We start from the raw sequence: 16,976 nt of genomic DNA, 5'->3' as shown, positions 1-16,976 counted from the left end.
GCCATTTTTTAAATACCATCTAGCAGGTGAAACATGGGTAATAGGATTGCTAAATACATGGATACCACTAGGAATCCAATAAAAATATAAAGAATAGGCTGGATTGTTGATAAACGTTTTTCGATCAATTCCTCCATGTTTGAAATACAATGCTTGCTGAAAAAAAGTAATTCCTGCTCTAATTTTCCATTTTCTTGACCGTGTTTTACAATCATTGGAAATTCCTTTTCGAAGAATGACATCGTTGCCAAAATGGACTCAAATCTTTCTCCGGTAATTAGCTTACTTTTAATCGCGGTAGCTAAGTGACTGTAAAAAGGGTGTCTTTGATTCAGTTCAAAGAGTTGTAGTGCTTCGGATACGGATAATCCACCGGATAGTAAGAAGCTCAGTTGAATGGAAAAGTAGTGGGTAAACAGTAATTTGAGGATCCTGCCAACAATAGGGATACGAACCAGATGCGCCCTTTGTTTTAGGACAGAGAGTTTTCGGAAGATAAGCAAATAATAAACTGCCCCCAAAAACAGGGTAATAAGCAGGACACTGATACCAATTGGGAAATACCGGTCGAATGCATAAATAACATTCATGAAGAAATTTGCCTCTAGACCAAGGGAGGAAAAAAGGGTAGTGAACCTTGGCAGCAATGTAGTTTCTACGAAAAAAAATAGAAATCCTGTAATGACGAAAAGTACTGCAGGATACTGAAGCAACTTTAGAAGTTTGTGTAAATCTTTATCCTTTAATAGTGCAAGATTACTTCCTTCTAGCAATGCATCCGCAAAGCAGCCATGCTGGTCAGCAAAATAGACATAACCGACCAAGTCTTTCTGGAAGCCAAGCTTATTCAAGGCTTCATGAAACGGTTGACCTTTTTTCAACTCTTCTAAACAATCATTAAGTTCCTCCTTTTGTTTTGACGGTAATTGTAATGCTATGGATTCAATTGCAAGCGCAATTGGATATCCCCTTGCCAATAGTTCACCAGTTCTTCTCAAAAAATTAGCTTGATCTCTCACAGACCATTTATGACGTTTCATCATCATACACTAATCGTTCATATTCAGATTCTTGAATGTAACCAAGAGCAATTCCCTTATTGATAACATCTTTTATGGTGCGGTAATTTGTGTCGATTCTATCGCCTTGTGCTGCTTTCATTACACCGTGTAAATTTTTTCCCGATAAAAGCTCAAACACACTCGCGCGTTTCCATCTGCCATAGGAATAACAAATAGGCGAGCACTCTCCCTCGCAAAAAGGGCAGGTGAGTTCAACTAATCTCTGGGCTGTAATGGCAATAAGTGTCTGTTCCACTTCTAACCAATTCACTCCAAACTCCCTTAGGCGATAAACCGCACCCTTTGCATCACGAGTATGCATGGTGGAGAGGACAAGATGCCCAGTTAAAGCAGCTCTAACCGCAATCTTCGCTGTCTCAGCATCGCGAATTTCACCGACCATAATAATGTCCGGATCATGACGAAGAATAGCCTTTAGACCGGCTGCATAGGTTACGCCTGCTTTTTCATTGACTTGTATTTGCAGGACTGAGTCATAGTTTTTTTCGATGGGATCTTCGAGTGTGATAACATTGCGATGGAATAGGTGGGCTGTTTCATTTAAAAGGGAATAAAGAGTTGTTGTCTTTCCACTGCCAGTCGGCCCAGTGAATATGATTAAGCCATGAGCATGTTTGAGTAGAGCGAGAAGTTTTCGTGTCATAGACGGGAATAGTGACAGTTGGTGAAAAGGGATTTGTTCTTGTTGTGGGAGCAGCCGGATGACAAGGCTCTCTCTGTTATTCGAGGGAAGTGTGGAAAGCCTTAAGCCCATTAATTTACTATCAACCTCACAAAAAATAGCGCCACTTTGAGGTCGTCTTCTTTCACCGATATCCATATTGGCTGTGAATTTAAAATGAGAGATTAATCTTTCGCATTCATCTTTTGGAAGGGATAGTCGAGGAATAAGTTTGTTGGTCAAACGGATTTGAATGAGCGTGTCTTTCTTCCTAGGAATAATGTGAATATCAGTTGCTTGGTTTCGTGCTGCATCTGTAATAATTCGATTAGCTAAGATTTCTATCGAGCTAACAATGAGTACCACCGCCTTTATTATTTTTCATTTGATAATATTCGACAGAGTTCCTGCTTATCCTTTTTTATTTTTAAAAAAATTTTTAGGGTGTCAGGCACCATGTGAAAAATTCACATGGTGCCTGACACCCTTATATGGCTTTGTCGGTTAAATAGAAAAGACCAGCGTTTATGAAGGATATGGAGATTTTCGGTTCGTATTGTTCTTTTAGTGCCTGTTTTTCTGTTTCGTAGTTTTCATTTTCTTCCTCTTCAACGTCTTCATAAAAGTGGTTTAAAAGACGTAAATCCTGCTCCCAGCGTTTTCTAGCTTCATCAGCCCAGGAGTGGTCATCTTTTTCAATCACTGAAGTTAGATATGTTTCTATCCTTGAAATCCCGCTTTGGGGTCTTACTAATGGCGATAAGGTAAAGGAATAATCCGGAATTTTGGGTGTTAACGGTATTTTCAGCAGCCTGTTATGAAAATCCTCGACCATGGTTCCGTTAATAAGTTGTAAGCCGATCGTCTTGAAAATATCCCGCTTCCGATCACATTGATAGGATATTTTAACATTCATACATAACCATGGCATTAAAGGAGTCTGCTTGTTTTGATGGCGATGGTTTTCATAAAGCCGCATATAACTGGCCAATTTTTTTGCCGACTCAAAAATTTGATGAAGACGAGGTGAACCAAAATGGATGATTTCTCCTTTTATATTTTCGGGTGCGGCATCTTGATTCGTGATAAAGGTGAGCTTCATCGGATTGGGAATTCCACCTGTTTTTTCTAAATAGTGCCAGTAAAAAGGGCGGTTCATTAATTCCTTATCCAGTTCTACTGTTAACTGGACAATTAAATAGCCAGGGCCATTCTCCACAATTGGACAATCATTGGCCTGAAAATAGTTCAATAGAAAGTTATGAATTTCCTGCTGCTGCATGGGAATCTCCTTTCTTCATCTCTTGGGCAAACTCAATCATTGAAGATAAATTTTCCATCTTAATGCGCATTTCCCCTTCAGTAGAGGATTGTCCGAAAATATCTATTAAATGATCTTCGATATTGCCAAATTCCAACTTTGTTAAAATATCGTCAAGTTCGCCGATTACTTTTTCAAATAAATGGATTTTCTCATAGAGAAGTTTCAAGATGTGCTCTTCAACCGTATTCTTGATTGCAAAGTTATAAATCATGACATCTTTTTCCTGGCCGAGACGATGAATACGACCTATTCTTTGCTCGAGCCTCATTGGATTCCATGGCAAGTCAAAATTAATGATATGGTTACAAAATTGCAGATTTATTCCTTCACCGCCAGCTTCCGTCGCAATTAGGACTTGAGCATGTTTTTGGAATAATTCTCTCATCCAGTCCTTTTTTCCTCGTTTAAAGCCGCCGCGAAAAGGAACAGAAGATATGCCATGCTGTTTTAAATACCATTGCAGATACATTTGCGTAGCTCGGTATTCGGTAAAAATAATCACTTTATCATTTACCTTTTGGATTAATTCTAATGCTTTTTCAGCTTTTGAATTTTTCTGGACTGTTTCGACCTTTTTAATTAAGTACTGAATTTGTTCTTCAAATGCCGGGGTTGGGTTTTCCTTTTTTTGCAGCATATTTTTTAAGGTATAATATACCGCTTCTCTGCTGCTGCATGCCTCACGCTGTAACGTCATAACTGAGAATGAGCTAGTTTGAACCCAATTCCCTTCACCTTTTAAATCAGTAATGGACTCGTAAAGGTCTTTCTCCTCAGGGGTACATTCAATTGGAATCGTTTCAACATGCCGTTTCGTCCACTCAATCCCTGTATCGGCCCGCCGATTCCGAATCATTACCTTGTTAACTAATTCTTTTAAATGTTCATCATCATTTAATGACCGTGCATCTCGTTTGTATTTTTCATAAAATGCTGTTTCGCTGCCTAAATGTCCTGGTTTTAATAAAGAAACTAAATTGAAAATTTCCTCAACTCGGTTCTGTATAGGTGTTGCTGTTAATAATAAACAAAATTTCTTTTTCAGATTTTGAACAAATTCGTAGTTTTTTGTTTTGTTATTTTTAAGTTTATGGGCTTCATCAATGATAATAAGGTCATAGTCCTGCTTAAAAATTATGTCTCGATGAGGATTTCGTTTGGCCGTATCAATTGACGAAACGACAACATCACACTGTTCCCAAACATAGCTTTTCCTTTGTGAAATGGCTGGAATGAAAAATTTGCTATTCAACTCCATCGACCATTGAGTAACTAACGATGCAGGAACAAGAATTAATACCTTTTTCACTAAGCCGCGAATCATATATTCTTTTAGAATCAGCCCTGCCTCAATCGTCTTTCCGAGTCCTACTTCATCTGCAAGAATGGCTTTCCCGTTCATATTTTCAATTACTTGTTTCGCTGTTTCTAGTTGGTGTGGAAGGGGGGTTAAATTAGGCAAATGACTAGGTGCTAATAACCCCTTAAAATCTGGGATAACGAGATGTTTTTCTACCCCAATTGCAAGTTTATAAAGGTCCCAATTCCCCCATGGACCATCGTTTTCGATTCTATGTAAAAAATCATCCTTCCAGGAGGAATCAAATTCAATTTCGATCGACATGGTGCCAGCTCCTTTTGTGCAATTTCCAGCTTATGGTTTTCTAATAAAGTTATTGCTCAATGTATTATTTTAATGTAGGATGATAATAGCTTTGAATGTTTTAAATATTTTAATAAGGTAATTTATTTTATAAGTATAATTAGTATGACCAATTTGGATAATATTATAATGCGAATGATAACAAGGGGAGAGACTACTTATGTAGCGCCGAAGGAGCAAGCAGAAATGTGAATCTCTCAGGCAAAAGAACTCTTGTTGGACGCAGCTCTGGAGAGTGCTGCTAACTTTAAGCAGCCACCAAAGGGGAAAGCCTTTTTAGGTAAACTTTCAGGTGCAAGGACAGAGACCTTCCAACGTTTCATAGGAGGTTTCTGTCCTTTTTTATGTTATTCAATTAATCATTTGTGCCAAAGATTGAAGGGGGATTAAGAATGTCTGAATTAAAACGAACTCCGCTTTTTGATGTGTATAAAGAATGGGGAGGAAAAACCATTGATTTTGGAGGTTGGGCACTGCCAGTCCAATTCTCAAGTATTAAAGAAGAGCATGAAGCTGTTCGCTCTAGTGCAGGATTATTTGATGTTTCCCATATGGGTGAGGTCGAAGTAAAAGGCACTGACAGCTTAAAATTTTTACAAAAAATGATGACTAATGACATTTCAAAAGTAAAAAATGGAGGTGCCCAGTACACAGCCATGTGTTATGAAAATGGCGGTACTGTTGATGATCTGCTTGTATATAAGATCGAAGACAATCATTACCTATTAGTAGTAAACGCATCAAATATTGAAAAAGATTACAAATGGCTTGAAGACCATTTAACTGGTGATGTCTCTTTAGAAAACTTATCGGAAAAAACAGCACAGCTGGCTATCCAGGGACCACTTGCGGAAAAAGTATTGCAAAAGCTTGCGGGAGATAATGATTTAAGCCAAATTGGCTTTTTTAAATTCCAACAAGATGTAATCCTAAATGGGAAAAAGGCACTTGTATCAAGAACTGGTTATACTGGTGAAGATGGATTTGAAGTGTATTGCGATGCAGAAGATGTTGTGGACCTTTGGAGAGACATTTTAACTGCAGGTAAAGAAGATGGAGTAATTCCATGTGGATTAGGGTCACGCGACACACTTCGCTTTGAAGCAGTTTTAGCGCTTTATGGTCAAGAACTATCTCCAGAAATTTCACCACTTGAAGCTGGAATTGGCTTCGCTGTGAAATTAAACAAAGAAGATGACTTTATCGGGAAACAAGCCTTAATCCAACAAAAAGAAAAGGGCTTAACAAGAAAATTGGTTGGAATCGAAATGATTGATCGCGGGATTCCACGTCATGGCTACCCTGTTTATAAAGGTGATCAATTAATTGGTGAGGTTACAACTGGAACGCAATCACCCACGTTAAAGAGGAATATTGGTCTTGTCCTAATCAATGCAGAATTTGCGAGTCTTGAATCCGAAGTTGAAGTTGAAATTCGCGGCAAACGTTTAAAAGCTACTGTAGTTCCAACACCTTTTTATAAAAAAGAAAAGAAATAACAGAAGGGAGTTAGGTTTATGAAACATCGCTATTTACCTATGACTGAACAAGATAAGAAGACTATGCTTGAGGCAATTGGTGTTTCCTCTATTGATGAACTGTTTAGCGATATCCCTGAGAAAGTAAGATTTAAGGGTGAGTACAATATAAAAGCGGCAAAGTCTGAAACAGCCTTAATGAAAGAGCTATTTAAGATGGCTAGTCGGAACGCTGACCTGAAAAGAAACGTATCTTTTATTGGTGCAGGTGTTTATGACCATTACATGCCTGTAATTGTCGACCATGTTATTTCTAGATCAGAATTTTATACAGCTTATACACCTTATCAACCAGAAATTTCACAAGGTGAACTTCAAGCAATCTTTGAATTCCAAACCATGATTTGTGAGTTAACTGGAATGGATGTTGCCAACTCATCGATGTATGATGGCGGAACTGCACTTGCTGAAGCAGCGATGCTTAGTGCAGGCCATACCAAACGAAAAACGATAGTTGTTTCCAGTGCTGTACATCCAGAATCACGTGATGTTCTTAAAACTTATGCAAAGGGTCAGTACCTCAATGTGATTGAAGTACCAGTCAAAGATGGTGTAACAGATCTTGACTCATTAAAAGGACTTGTTAATGAAGATGTTGCAGCTGTTATCGTCCAATATCCAAACTTCTTTGGGCGAGTCGAGCCGTTAAAAGAGCTTGAGGAAATCATTCATGCAAATAAGTCCATGTTTGTTGTTTCAAGTAACCCACTGTCACTAGGGGTATTAACACCTCCAGGTAAATTTGGTGCTGACATCGTTATTGGTGATGCGCAGCCGTTTGGGATCCCAACTGCCTTTGGCGGACCGCACTGCGGATATTTTGCTGTCACTACTAAGTTAATGCGGAAAGTTCCAGGCCGTCTTGTTGGACAGACAACGGATGACCAAGGGCGCCGCGGTTTTGTCTTAACACTGCAAGCGCGTGAACAGCATATTCGTCGTGATAAAGCGACATCAAATATTTGCTCCAATCAGGCATTAAATGCCCTCGCTGCATCTGTAGCGATGACCGCACTTGGTAAAAAGGGTGTCAGGGAAATGGCTGCGGCCAACTTGCAAAAAGCTCATTATGCGAAAAATGCTTTCAAGGAAGCTGGCTTTGAAGTTGTTTATGATGGCCATTCCTTCAATGAATTCGTTGTGAAATTAACTAAGCCTGTAAAAGAAATCAACCAAAACCTTTTACAAAAAGGAATAATCGGAGGCTATGATTTAGGTCGTGATTATTCAGAACTGGCTAACCATATGCTGATTGCTGTAACAGAACAAAGATCGAAGGAAGAAATTGATACTCTAGTGAAAGAATTGGGGGATTTCCATGCATAATCAAGACCAGGCACTCATTTTTGAACTTAGCACACCAGGCCGCATCGGCTACAGCCTGCCGGAAATGGATGTACCGGAACTAGATCTCAGCGGTCTCCTTCCTGATGGTTACCTTCGTACAGAAGAGCCTGAACTTCCTGAAGTTTCGGAGCTTGATATTATGCGCCACTACACTGCCCTTTCGAGGAGAAATCATGGCGTCGATTCAGGATTCTATCCACTAGGCTCGTGTACGATGAAATATAATCCGAAAATCAACGAAAATGTAGCGCGTTTTAACGGATTTGCACATGTACATCCGCTACAAGATGAGAGCTCTGTTCAAGGTGCTCTTGAACTTTTATATGATTTGCAGGAGCATTTAATCGAAATAACAGGTATGGACGAAGTGACCTTGCAACCTGCCGCTGGGGCTCATGGGGAATGGACAGGTTTAATGATGATCCGTGCTTATCATGAGGCTAACGGTGATATGAACCGTACAAAAGTAATCGTCCCTGATTCTGCTCATGGTACGAACCCAGCTTCTGCTACGATTGCTGGTCTAGAAACAATTACCGTTAAATCAAATGAACATGGTCTTGTCGACCTTGAAGATTTAAGAAGGGTTGTTGGGGAAGATACTGCGGCATTAATGTTAACCAACCCGAATACGCTTGGACTATTTGAAGAAAACATTCTTGAATTGGCTGAAATTGTCCATGAAGCAGGTGGTAAGCTTTATTATGATGGAGCAAACCTAAACGCCGTTCTTTCAAAAGCAAGACCTGGAGATATGGGATTTGATGTTGTTCACTTAAATCTTCATAAAACATTCACTGGCCCACATGGAGGCGGTGGCCCTGGTTCCGGTCCTGTCGGGGTGAAGGCAGACCTTATCCCATTCTTACCGAAGCCGATTATCACAAAGCAAGGCGAAGAATATGTCCTTGATTATGACCGCCCACAATCAATTGGCCGTGTGAAGCCATACTACGGAAACTTCGGGATCAATGTTCGTGCTTACACATACATTCGCTCGATGGGACCAGATGGCTTAAAAGCGGTAACAGAGTACGCTGTATTAAATGCGAACTATATGATGAGAAGACTAGCTGAATATTATGATCTGCCATTTGATCGTCATTGTAAACATGAATTTGTCCTAAGCGGAAGACGCCAGAAAAAACTAGGTGTCCGTACATTAGACATCGCGAAACGCCTGCTTGATTTTGGCTATCATCCGCCAACCATTTACTTCCCGTTAAATGTGGAAGAATGTATCATGATTGAACCAACAGAGACTGAATCAAAAGAGACTTTAGATTCGTTCATCGATATTATGATCCAAATTGCTAAAGAGGCAGAGGAAAATCCAGAAATCGTTCAGGAAGCACCACATACTACTGTGGTCGGCCGTATGGACGAAACAAAAGCTGCTCGTAAACCAGTCTTGAAGTACCAACAAGCATAATAATTAGCAAGGTCAGATTCATTAAAATGAATCTGACCTTTTATTTTTGAGCTAGCGAAGCGCCTGGTGCGCAAATCAACAAGCAAGTATAACACAACTTTAAAATAAAGGTTATGTTAAAGCTTATTGTTGATTTTGGCATCCTGTTGATTGGAGAGGAAGGCGCGAAGACTCCTGCGGGAGGACGGGGCAGGGGAGACCCCGCAGGAGCGCAGCTACGAGGAGGCTCCCCGGACCGCCCGCGGAAAGCGAAGCGCCTGGAGCGGAAATCAACAGGCAAGTTTAACAGAACCAAAATAAAAAGGTCTCGGATGGGTCTCCGAAACCTTTTATCATTTCTTATTTTTTCGTTTTTACTTTACCTGACCATTTTTTGAACCCGCCTTGAAGTTGGGTTAGCTCTCTATAGCCTTTTCGGTGTAAGAATTGTGCTGCACGGGCACTGCGCATTCCGCTTTGGCAATATAAATAGACCGGCATATCAGGACGAATTTCTTTCATGCGCATTTTGATCTGTGACATTGGGATATTACGCGCTCCTAAAATATGACCGCCTTCGAATTCATTAGCTTCACGAACATCTATTAGTTGTGCCTTTCTGTATCCCGCACGGAATTCTTCTTCTGTTACCGTTTTAACAATCCTTTTCTGATAGAAATAGGTAAAAACGGAATAGATAATAACTGCTACGATGATAATTAATAAGGGGTAAAGTGAACTCAATTTCTTTTTGCTCCTTTCAAGCTTTCATGCACTAGTTTATTATATAAGTCAATCACACAAAGATAAAGATGCATGTTAAAAATTCTTTTCTAATAGCCTAATTAAATTATAGCAGAAACATCTTATTTTGAATCTATATCAGATTTTGGTAGACTTAAACTCGACATAATTTTAAAAAAAGAGGTTTTTGTATGAAAAAAGAAGTTTGGCGTTTTATAGATACTGGTAATAGTTCGGCATCTTTTAATATGGCATTGGATGAAGCATTGCTGGATTGGCACAGTGAGGGAAAAATTCCTCCGGTGATTCGATTCTATGGCTGGGACCCAGCAACCTTGTCAGTCGGATATTTTCAAAAGGTTGAGAAGGAAATTGATATGGAAGCAGTGAAGGCTCATCAATTAGGTTTTGTCAGGAGACCTACAGGCGGCAGAGGAGTGCTTCATGAGCACGAACTTACCTACAGTGTAATTGTTTCTGAAGACCATCCAGAAATGCCAAATTCGGTAACGGAAGCCTATCGTGTTATTTCTGAAGGAATTTTAAAAGGCTTCCATCACTTAGGCCTTGAGGCTTATTTTGCAGTCCCAAAAACAGCGGAGGAAAGAGATGCTTTGAAAAATCCACGCTCAGCTGTATGTTTTGATGCGCCGAGTTGGTACGAACTTGTGGTTGAAGGCAGAAAGGTAGCCGGCAGTGCACAAACGAGGCAAAAGGGAGTTATATTACAGCATGGTTCCATTTTGTTAGATCTAGATGAAGATAAGCTATTTAGTTTATTTAAATATCCAAGTGAAAGAGTAAAGGAACGAATGAGAAAGGCTTTTAAGGACAAAGCGGTCGCAATCAACGCGATCAGTCCAAGGAGAATATCTCTTGAGGAAGCAAAGGTTGCATTCTATAAGGGCTTTGCGGAAGGTCTAAATATTGAACTTGAACCTTATCATTTAACAGAGGATGAAATTGCATACGTTGACAAAATTGCAAAAGAGCGCTATGAGAGTGATGAATGGAATTTCAAGAGATAAATCGCGACGCAATCGTCGCTCTTTTTTTTGCTATATGTAAAGACGCAACCTGCGAATTTTGTTGAATTTTCCTGATTTTTGACGAAAATCGTTTAAAAGCTATTGATTACTTTTAATTCTATTATATTTTGAGTTTGACAAAATGATTGTTATCCGCTCAATCTACAATATATAGTGGTGTCGAAAATATTTTCGGTACCACATATTGATATTTAGTTGATTTATTCTGGTTGGCTATGATACCCTTAAAATACAAACCAACTAGATGTAGCGTAAAGCTGCTAGATTTAGCACAATAGGTAGATATAATTTTGAAGGAGTTGTTCTCATGTCTGTAGTTTTTAGACAAACAATGAATATTGATTTTGAAAGGTTGAATGAGGATATTCACCTATTCCCCCAAGTACATCCAGTTACCCCAGATATGAAAATAACTCACAAGGGTGTTTCCCGATTGGTCATGTTGGACCGCTATACTTTTAAAGACACAGCAAAGATTACTCTAACAAACGGCGACTTTGTTGTTTTAACTATTAAAGAGGATCCAAAATTCCCAGCACGTGGTCTTGGTTACATTATGGAAATTGACTGGGAAAAGAAAAGAGCAAAAGTAATAGTCGAAGAGGAATTCAGAGGGGTACTTGATGACCCTGAAGAAGCTAGTACTGGTGTGATAGTCAGGTCTTTAGATGTGATTGAAAAGCCACTGGAGCTCTTCTATGAGCAAATTGCGAAGCGTAATGCTACGGGTCTTGCTTCGGTGGAAGAGACGGAAGAAAAGCGCAGAGAATGGACGGAACGGTTTTATCAAGAACTTGTTAACATGAACTTCATTCCAGCAGGCCGGGTTCTTTATGGTGCAGGGGCTGATACCGATGTAACGTACTTCAATTGCTATGTTATGCCGTTTGTTCCTGACTCACGTGAAGGGATCTCGGATCATCGCAAGCAGGTAATGGAGATTATGAGCCGCGGCGGTGGTGTAGGTACAAATGGCTCAACATTGAGACCAAGAAATACCTTGGCAAGAGGCGTAAACGGTAAATCATCTGGTTCTGTTTCATGGTTGGATGATATTGCGAAATTGACGCATTTGGTTGAGCAAGGTGGTTCAAGACGTGGAGCACAGATGATAATGTTGGCGGATTGGCATCCTGACATTATTGAATTTATTATTTCAAAGATGCAAAATCCAAGAATTCTACGATTCTTAATTGAAAATACAAACGATGAAACCATTAAGAAACTTGCTAAAGATAAGTTAAAGTTTACTCCTTTAACACTCAGAGAAACAGCAATGTTCCAGGGGATTGTAAATTATAAAAACATTCCTGGATTCGGTGGATTTGATGAAAATATCATCGCTGATGCAGAGGAAAAATTATTAACGGGCGGTAATTACACTGTTCATAATCCTGAGTTCCTTACAGGTGCAAACATTTCAGTATGTCTGACAAAAGAATTTATGGATGCTGTAGAGTCCGATAGTGAGTACGAACTACGCTTCCCATATGTTGAACAATATAATCAGGAAGAAATGAAGGTATACAACGAAGAATGGCATACAGTTGGTGACGTGCGCGAGTGGGAAAAACGCGGGCATAAAGTACGGGTGTACAAAAAATTTAAAGCAAAAGAATTATGGAACCTAATCAATATTTGTGCCACCTACTCTGCAGAGCCTGGTATATTTTTTATTGATAATGCAAACGACATGACCAATGCCAAAGCATATGGGCAACAAGTCGTTGCTACAAATCCGTGTGGAGAACAACCACTTGCGCCATTTTCCGTCTGCAACCTTGCAGCTGTAAATCTTGCGGAAATGGCTGATAAGGATACAAAAACGGTTGATTTTGAAAAGCTAAAGAAAACAGTAGCTGTGGGCGTACGGATGCAGGATAATGTTATCAACGCAACACCATACTTCCTTGAAGAAAATAAAAAGCAGGCACTTGGTGAACGACGTGTAGGGCTGGGAGTAATGGGCTTGCATGATATGCTGATTTATTGTGAAACGAAGTATGGTTCACCGGAAGGCAACAAACTAGTTGATCAAGTATTTGAAGTCATTGCAACGACTGCCTACAGAACTTCAATAGAATTGGCAAAAGAGAAAGGTAGCTTCCCATTCCTATCTGGTGAAACAGCAAATGATACAAACCGATTACGACAAGCTTTCATCGATACAGGATATATGAAGAAGATGCCTGATGATATCCGCCAAGCTATTTTAGATAGTGGAATTAGAAACTCACATCTACTCACTGTGGCTCCAACCGGATCCACTGGGACCATGGTTGGCGTCTCCACCGGGTTAGAGCCTTATTTCTCATTCTCTTACTTCCGCAGCGGACGTCTTGGTAAATTTATTGAAGTTAAAGCGGATATCGTGCAAGAGTACCTAGATACGCATCCTGAAGCAGATGAAACCAACCTTCCACAATGGTTTGTGACAGCGATGGAACTATCGGCGGAAGCACATGCAGATGTTCAATGTGTCATCCAGCGCTGGATCGACAGCTCCATCAGTAAAACTGTTAATGCACCTAAAGGGTATAGCGTTGAGCAGGTTGAAAAAGTTTACCAACGTTTATACCGCGGCGGGGCAAAAGGTGGAACCGTATATGTTGATGGCTCACGCGATACTCAGGTACTAACACTTAAAGCTGAAGAAAACACCGCTGAACAATTATCCATTTTTAATGAAAAACCTAAGCAGCATGTAGTCCTTGTAGACACTATTAGCGAACTACGTTCAACAAGTGTTACAATCGGATCGGAAGTAGGGAACACATGCCCGGTTTGTCGTACAGGTAAAGTTAAAGAAATGGGTGGCTGCAATACCTGCACTAACTGCGGGGCCCAATTAAAATGTGGATTATAATTAAAAAATGAAGGGGGGAGAAAGTTTCCCCTTTTTTTTTGAGATAATTGTCGATATCCGTGAAAAAAGTTTAACAATACTACAAAAAAATGAGAAAACTATTAGAATCTTTAAAATAAAGTCGAAATTTGTAATATTACTGTAATCTACCTGTTACTTCGATGTTATTCTTTTTTTGTATATTAATAGTATCGAAGCACACAGGGGGATAAAACAAGATGTTGAAAAAAATCATTGCAGCAATGGCTATGACAATTATTCTAAGTTCATTGTTTACCACTATGGGTGATAAAGCGGAAGCGGCCTATTACCATACAAAAGCAATTTCAGTAGCAAAAGCAAATCTAGGCGTCCCATATCGATGGGGTGGAATAACACCTAGAGGTTTCGATTGCTCTGGCTTAGTTAAGTATTCATACGGTAAGGCTGGAAAAGTATTGCCACGGACGGCAGCTGAAATGTACTACCAAAAAGGATACCGTGTTACCTCTTTGCGTACTGGAGACTTAATGTTTTTTGCACCTAATAAAGCAAGTAGACCAAGTCACGTTGCCATTTATATTGGCGGCGGAAAAATGATTCAGTCTTCATCTTCAAAAGGCGTTTCAATCGCTTATACAAGCAATAGTTACTGGAAGCCAAGATTTATTGGAGCGAAACGTTTTTAGTGAAAAGTTAAGCGATTTCTATATCATGAATGAACAAAGAACATCGTGCAAAATCGATGTTCTTTTTTTATTTTTTAATTTTCTGCTTGTCCTCCGTACTATTTATTAATACAACTGCTTAAAGATGTAAAAATAAGTTCATCTTTGGGAGTGGCTGCCATGTATATTGACGGCGTTTTTTCTGGAGGAGGTATTAAAGGGTTTGCACTAATTGGGGCCTGTGCTGAAATTGAAAATAAAGGTTTACAATTTGTTAGGGTGGCAGGAACAAGTGCAGGTTCGATCGTTGCCGCATTAATTGCCGCTGGTTACACAAGTAAAGAAATTTTCCAATTGCTCGATGAGTTAGATCTTTCTAAACTTCTGGATGCCCGCAAAACCATTATTCCTTTCCCGTTTGCAAAATGGCTGTTTGTTTATTGGAAGCTAGGACTTTATAAAGGGAATGAGCTTGAAAAATGGATTTGTGAGAAACTTGAGGCTAAAGGGTTAAAAACATTTGCAGACCTGCCGCCACAAGCACTTCGAGTCATCGCATCTGACCTTTCAAATGGGCAAATGATTGTATTGCCTGATGATTTACAGAAATACGGTATTTCACCTGGGTCATTCCCGATCGCAAAAGCGATAAGAATCAGCTGCAGTATCCCTTATTTCTTTGAGCCAGTAAAAATGCGTTCAATGGACGGGGTGAATGTGCTAGTTGACGGCGGAGTTCTGAGTAATTTTCCGATGTGGCTTTTCGATAAGGAAAATGCACAAAAAATAAGACCTGTCCTCGGGATTAAATTAAGTTCAAGTGATTATGAACATGAAAAACATAAAATAAAAAATGCTGTTCAACTTTTCGCAGCATTATTTGAAACAATGAAGGATGCCCACGATTCCAGGTACATTTCAAAGAAACATGTAAAGAATATTATCTTTATCCCGACAGAGGGTGTGTTATGGACTGAATTTTCGCTGACAGAGGAAAAGAAACGTGAATTGTTTGATTTAGGAAGAGAGAAAGCCAAACAATTTTTGAAGACTTGGAGCTATTAATTGGAAATTGCCTTTGTCTTCCATTAATATAAAAAACCGAGCGCCTATAGGGACGCTCGGTTTTTCTTTTTACTTTTTTTGCCGTCGATAACGGTCAAATGAGCAGGTGATTTCTTTTTTGTCTTGTTGCTCTTCTTTAATGATGCTAATGTCCCGAGAGAGGATGTTTTAACAGTTGCTTCCCCACTCTTTTGTTGTAATCGTTTTTTTGACTTTTTGGCTGCTTTAAGAAATGCCCGCTGCTCTTTTTTCTGAGGGCTTGAACTGGAAAACTTCCTAACTAGGAAATAAACGGCTAAAACAATCAATGCGATGACAGCTATCCTCTGAATGAAAGCGGCTGGATTAGCTGTAAATGTACCAACAAGGCCAATTAATGCAAGAATGATAAGTCCCCCAACAACCACATGAACAAATGTCCGATTCTTCAAGAAAGCCACCTCCCTAAGAGCATCTTAAGCATTTTTAATATCTTTTAAACACTATAAAACAAGGATTTAGACAATTTCTTCATTTTTCGATAAAAACTCAGATTCCTTCTCCATTTTTAATAATTTGTTAAAAGAAAGAATTGCTACTTCCACTTGGTCGTTTTGTGGTTCCTTCGTTGTAAGCAGTTGAAGCCACAGACCAGGTAATCCTAAAAACTTCAACACTGGAATATCTCGAAGTTTGTTTGTTAACTGCAGGACTTCAAAAGCAATACCTAAGACTACAGGAATTAGGAGAAGACGGTCTACAATCCGCAGCCAAAGTGGAGATGTAGGTACTAGCATATAAACAAAAACTCCAACAATGACGGTAAACAGGATAAAACTACTGCCACAGCGGTAATGCAATCGGGAATGAGCCTGCACATTCTCGACAGTTAATTCAACACCTGCTTCAAAGGTATTAATTACTTTATGTTCAGCCCCGTGGTATTGAAACACTCTTTTTATTAATGGAGTAAGAGATACAAAATAAATATAGGTGATTAACAAGATTAGTTTAAAAAAGCCCTCCACTAACACTTGGGCGAAATCGGAAGGAAAAATGGGTTTTGTCAAAACTGCAAGGAACACAGGAATTAACGTAAAGGCAAATTTACCAAATAAAAATGAGATGACACCAATTGCTGCTACGCCCAGATACATTGTTAATTTAGAAACTTCTTTTTCTTTTATCGTTTCATCATCTTTTGGATCAACATCAAATCTTTCTGTTGAGAAGTTTAAATGTTTTGATCCATTCGCACTAGCCTCAATAATAGCAATGATCCCACGCAGGAAAGGGATTTTTTTCAAAATTGTAAAAGAGGGATTTGCTTTACGTGGCAAATGAAAATATTCAACAGATTGATCCTTTCTGCGAACTGCAGTAACATAATGATGTTTACCGCCAAACATAACACCTTCGACAACCGCTTGGCCGCCATAAACGGGTTTTTGAGAACTAGACATATACATAACACCAACCTAATCAAAAGTTGCACAACAGCAGAAGTAGAAAAAATCTGTATGTACTTAATTCTATTCTACTAGAAAAATAAAAAAACCTCTAGGAATGACATAATATTTCCAATTAAAAAAGTTTTTTT

General features: G+C 39.3%; 15 protein-coding genes and 2 riboswitches. Of the genes, 8 read left to right on the top strand and 7 right to left on the bottom strand.

Annotated features, from left to right (window positions below; translation table 11 throughout):
• Positions 1 to 8 precede the first annotated feature (8 nt).
• The 4 genes from comGB to KW850_RS19635 form a co-directional block, all read right to left on the bottom strand.
• The gene (comGB, locus tag KW850_RS19650; protein ID WP_218349466.1) at positions 9 to 1,040 is read right to left on the bottom strand and encodes a competence type IV pilus assembly protein ComGB; all 1,032 of its coding nucleotides are present in this window, start codon (positions 1,038 to 1,040) and stop codon (positions 9 to 11) included.
• Positions 1,027 to 2,109 carry a competence type IV pilus ATPase ComGA gene (gene comGA, locus KW850_RS19645; protein WP_308128828.1) on the bottom strand — a complete coding sequence of 361 codons (1,083 nt, stop codon included), beginning with the start codon at positions 2,107 to 2,109 and terminating at the stop codon, positions 1,027 to 1,029. The genes comGB and comGA overlap by 14 nt, the downstream gene beginning before the upstream one ends.
• A 121-nt stretch (positions 2,110 to 2,230) precedes the next feature.
• Positions 2,231 to 3,025, bottom strand: a complete 795-nt coding sequence (locus KW850_RS19640; protein ID WP_218349465.1) for a YqhG family protein — start codon at positions 3,023 to 3,025, stop codon at positions 2,231 to 2,233.
• Positions 3,003 to 4,691: a DEAD/DEAH box helicase gene (locus KW850_RS19635; protein ID WP_218349464.1), complete on the bottom strand. Its 1,689-nt coding sequence runs from the start codon at positions 4,689 to 4,691 to the stop codon at positions 3,003 to 3,005. Before KW850_RS19635 ends, KW850_RS19640 begins: the two co-directional genes overlap by 23 nt.
• A gap of 174 nt (positions 4,692 to 4,865) precedes the next feature.
• Positions 4,866 to 4,953, top strand: a riboswitch (glycine riboswitch).
• 3 nt (positions 4,954 to 4,956) lie between these two features.
• Positions 4,957 to 5,036: riboswitch (glycine riboswitch) on the top strand.
• Between the two features lie 86 nt (positions 5,037 to 5,122).
• On the opposite strand from KW850_RS19635, the gene gcvT reads away from it, so the two are divergent.
• The 4 genes from gcvT (at position 5,123) to KW850_RS19615 (ending at position 9,424) form a co-directional block, all read left to right on the top strand.
• Positions 5,123 to 6,229, top strand: a complete 1,107-nt coding sequence (gcvT, locus tag KW850_RS19630; RefSeq protein ID WP_218349463.1) for a glycine cleavage system aminomethyltransferase GcvT — start codon at positions 5,123 to 5,125, stop codon at positions 6,227 to 6,229.
• 18 nt (positions 6,230 to 6,247) lie between these two features.
• A complete protein-coding gene (gene gcvPA / locus KW850_RS19625) occupies positions 6,248 to 7,594 on the top strand; it encodes an aminomethyl-transferring glycine dehydrogenase subunit GcvPA (RefSeq protein ID WP_218349462.1) in 1,347 nt (448 codons plus the stop codon).
• Positions 7,587 to 9,047, top strand: coding sequence for an aminomethyl-transferring glycine dehydrogenase subunit GcvPB (gene gcvPB, locus KW850_RS19620; protein ID WP_218349461.1), 1,461 nt, complete (start codon positions 7,587 to 7,589; stop codon positions 9,045 to 9,047). The genes gcvPA and gcvPB overlap by 8 nt, the downstream gene beginning before the upstream one ends.
• A gap of 113 nt (positions 9,048 to 9,160) precedes the next feature.
• Positions 9,161 to 9,424: a hypothetical protein gene (locus tag KW850_RS19615; protein WP_218349460.1), complete on the top strand. Its 264-nt coding sequence runs from the start codon at positions 9,161 to 9,163 to the stop codon at positions 9,422 to 9,424.
• Here KW850_RS19615 and KW850_RS19610 read toward each other — a convergent pair.
• Complete coding sequence (locus tag KW850_RS19610; RefSeq protein WP_218349459.1) at positions 9,387 to 9,770, bottom strand: rhodanese-like domain-containing protein; 384 nt, start codon at positions 9,768 to 9,770, stop codon at positions 9,387 to 9,389. The two genes, KW850_RS19615 and KW850_RS19610, sit on opposite strands and share 38 nt — an antisense overlap.
• A 191-nt stretch (positions 9,771 to 9,961) precedes the next feature.
• Between KW850_RS19610 and KW850_RS19605 the strand changes: the two genes are divergently transcribed.
• From KW850_RS19605 to KW850_RS19590, 4 genes are all read left to right on the top strand, one after another.
• Positions 9,962 to 10,798, top strand: coding sequence for a lipoate--protein ligase family protein (locus KW850_RS19605; protein WP_218349458.1), 837 nt, complete (start codon positions 9,962 to 9,964; stop codon positions 10,796 to 10,798).
• Positions 10,799 to 11,126: 328 nt separating this feature from the next.
• Positions 11,127 to 13,685: a vitamin B12-dependent ribonucleotide reductase gene (locus KW850_RS19600; RefSeq protein ID WP_218349457.1), complete on the top strand. Its 2,559-nt coding sequence runs from the start codon at positions 11,127 to 11,129 to the stop codon at positions 13,683 to 13,685.
• 218 nt (positions 13,686 to 13,903) lie between these two features.
• Entirely contained in the window at positions 13,904 to 14,353 is a 450-nt protein-coding gene (locus tag KW850_RS19595) for a C40 family peptidase (protein WP_218349456.1), read from the top strand.
• A gap of 159 nt (positions 14,354 to 14,512) precedes the next feature.
• Positions 14,513 to 15,397 (top strand): patatin-like phospholipase family protein, encoded by an 885-nt coding sequence (locus KW850_RS19590; protein WP_218349455.1) that lies wholly within the window; start codon positions 14,513 to 14,515, stop codon positions 15,395 to 15,397.
• Positions 15,398 to 15,441: 44 nt separating this feature from the next.
• Here KW850_RS19590 and KW850_RS19585 read toward each other — a convergent pair whose 3' ends face one another.
• Entirely contained in the window at positions 15,442 to 15,837 is a 396-nt protein-coding gene (locus KW850_RS19585; RefSeq protein ID WP_308128827.1) for an SA1362 family protein, read from the bottom strand.
• 57 nt (positions 15,838 to 15,894) lie between these two features.
• On the bottom strand, positions 15,895 to 16,839 hold the full coding sequence (locus KW850_RS19580; protein WP_218349453.1) for a DUF1385 domain-containing protein: 945 nt from the start codon (positions 16,837 to 16,839) through the stop codon (positions 15,895 to 15,897).
• Positions 16,840 to 16,976 lie beyond the last annotated feature (137 nt).

Source organism: Bacillus sp. sid0103 (assembly GCF_019219025.1).
The sequence above is the reverse complement of the archived record's forward strand: the minus strand, read 5'-3'. Positions and strand labels throughout refer to the sequence as shown.

Bases quoted from the DNA above. Each gene is read 5' to 3' on its own strand.
- gcvT (WP_218349463.1), top strand. From the start codon at position 5,123: ATGTCTGAATTAAAACGAACTCCGCTTTTTGATGTGTATAAAGAATGG.
- KW850_RS19580 (WP_218349453.1), bottom strand. From the start codon at position 16,839: ATGTCTAGTTCTCAAAAACCCGTTTATGGCGGCCAAGCGGTTGTCGAA.
- comGB (WP_218349466.1), bottom strand. From the start codon at position 1,040: ATGAAACGTCATAAATGGTCTGTGAGAGATCAAGCTAATTTTTTGAGA.
- KW850_RS19600 (WP_218349457.1), top strand. From the start codon at position 11,127: ATGTCTGTAGTTTTTAGACAAACAATGAATATTGATTTTGAAAGGTTG.
- KW850_RS19640 (WP_218349465.1), bottom strand. From the start codon at position 3,025: ATGCAGCAGCAGGAAATTCATAACTTTCTATTGAACTATTTTCAGGCC.
- KW850_RS19590 (WP_218349455.1), top strand. From the start codon at position 14,513: ATGTATATTGACGGCGTTTTTTCTGGAGGAGGTATTAAAGGGTTTGCA.
- gcvPB (WP_218349461.1), top strand. From the start codon at position 7,587: ATGCATAATCAAGACCAGGCACTCATTTTTGAACTTAGCACACCAGGC.
- KW850_RS19635 (WP_218349464.1), bottom strand. From the start codon at position 4,691: ATGTCGATCGAAATTGAATTTGATTCCTCCTGGAAGGATGATTTTTTA.
- KW850_RS19615 (WP_218349460.1), top strand. From the start codon at position 9,161: ATGTTAAAGCTTATTGTTGATTTTGGCATCCTGTTGATTGGAGAGGAA.
- KW850_RS19605 (WP_218349458.1), top strand. From the start codon at position 9,962: ATGAAAAAAGAAGTTTGGCGTTTTATAGATACTGGTAATAGTTCGGCA.
- KW850_RS19595 (WP_218349456.1), top strand. From the start codon at position 13,904: ATGTTGAAAAAAATCATTGCAGCAATGGCTATGACAATTATTCTAAGT.
- gcvPA (WP_218349462.1), top strand. From the start codon at position 6,248: ATGAAACATCGCTATTTACCTATGACTGAACAAGATAAGAAGACTATG.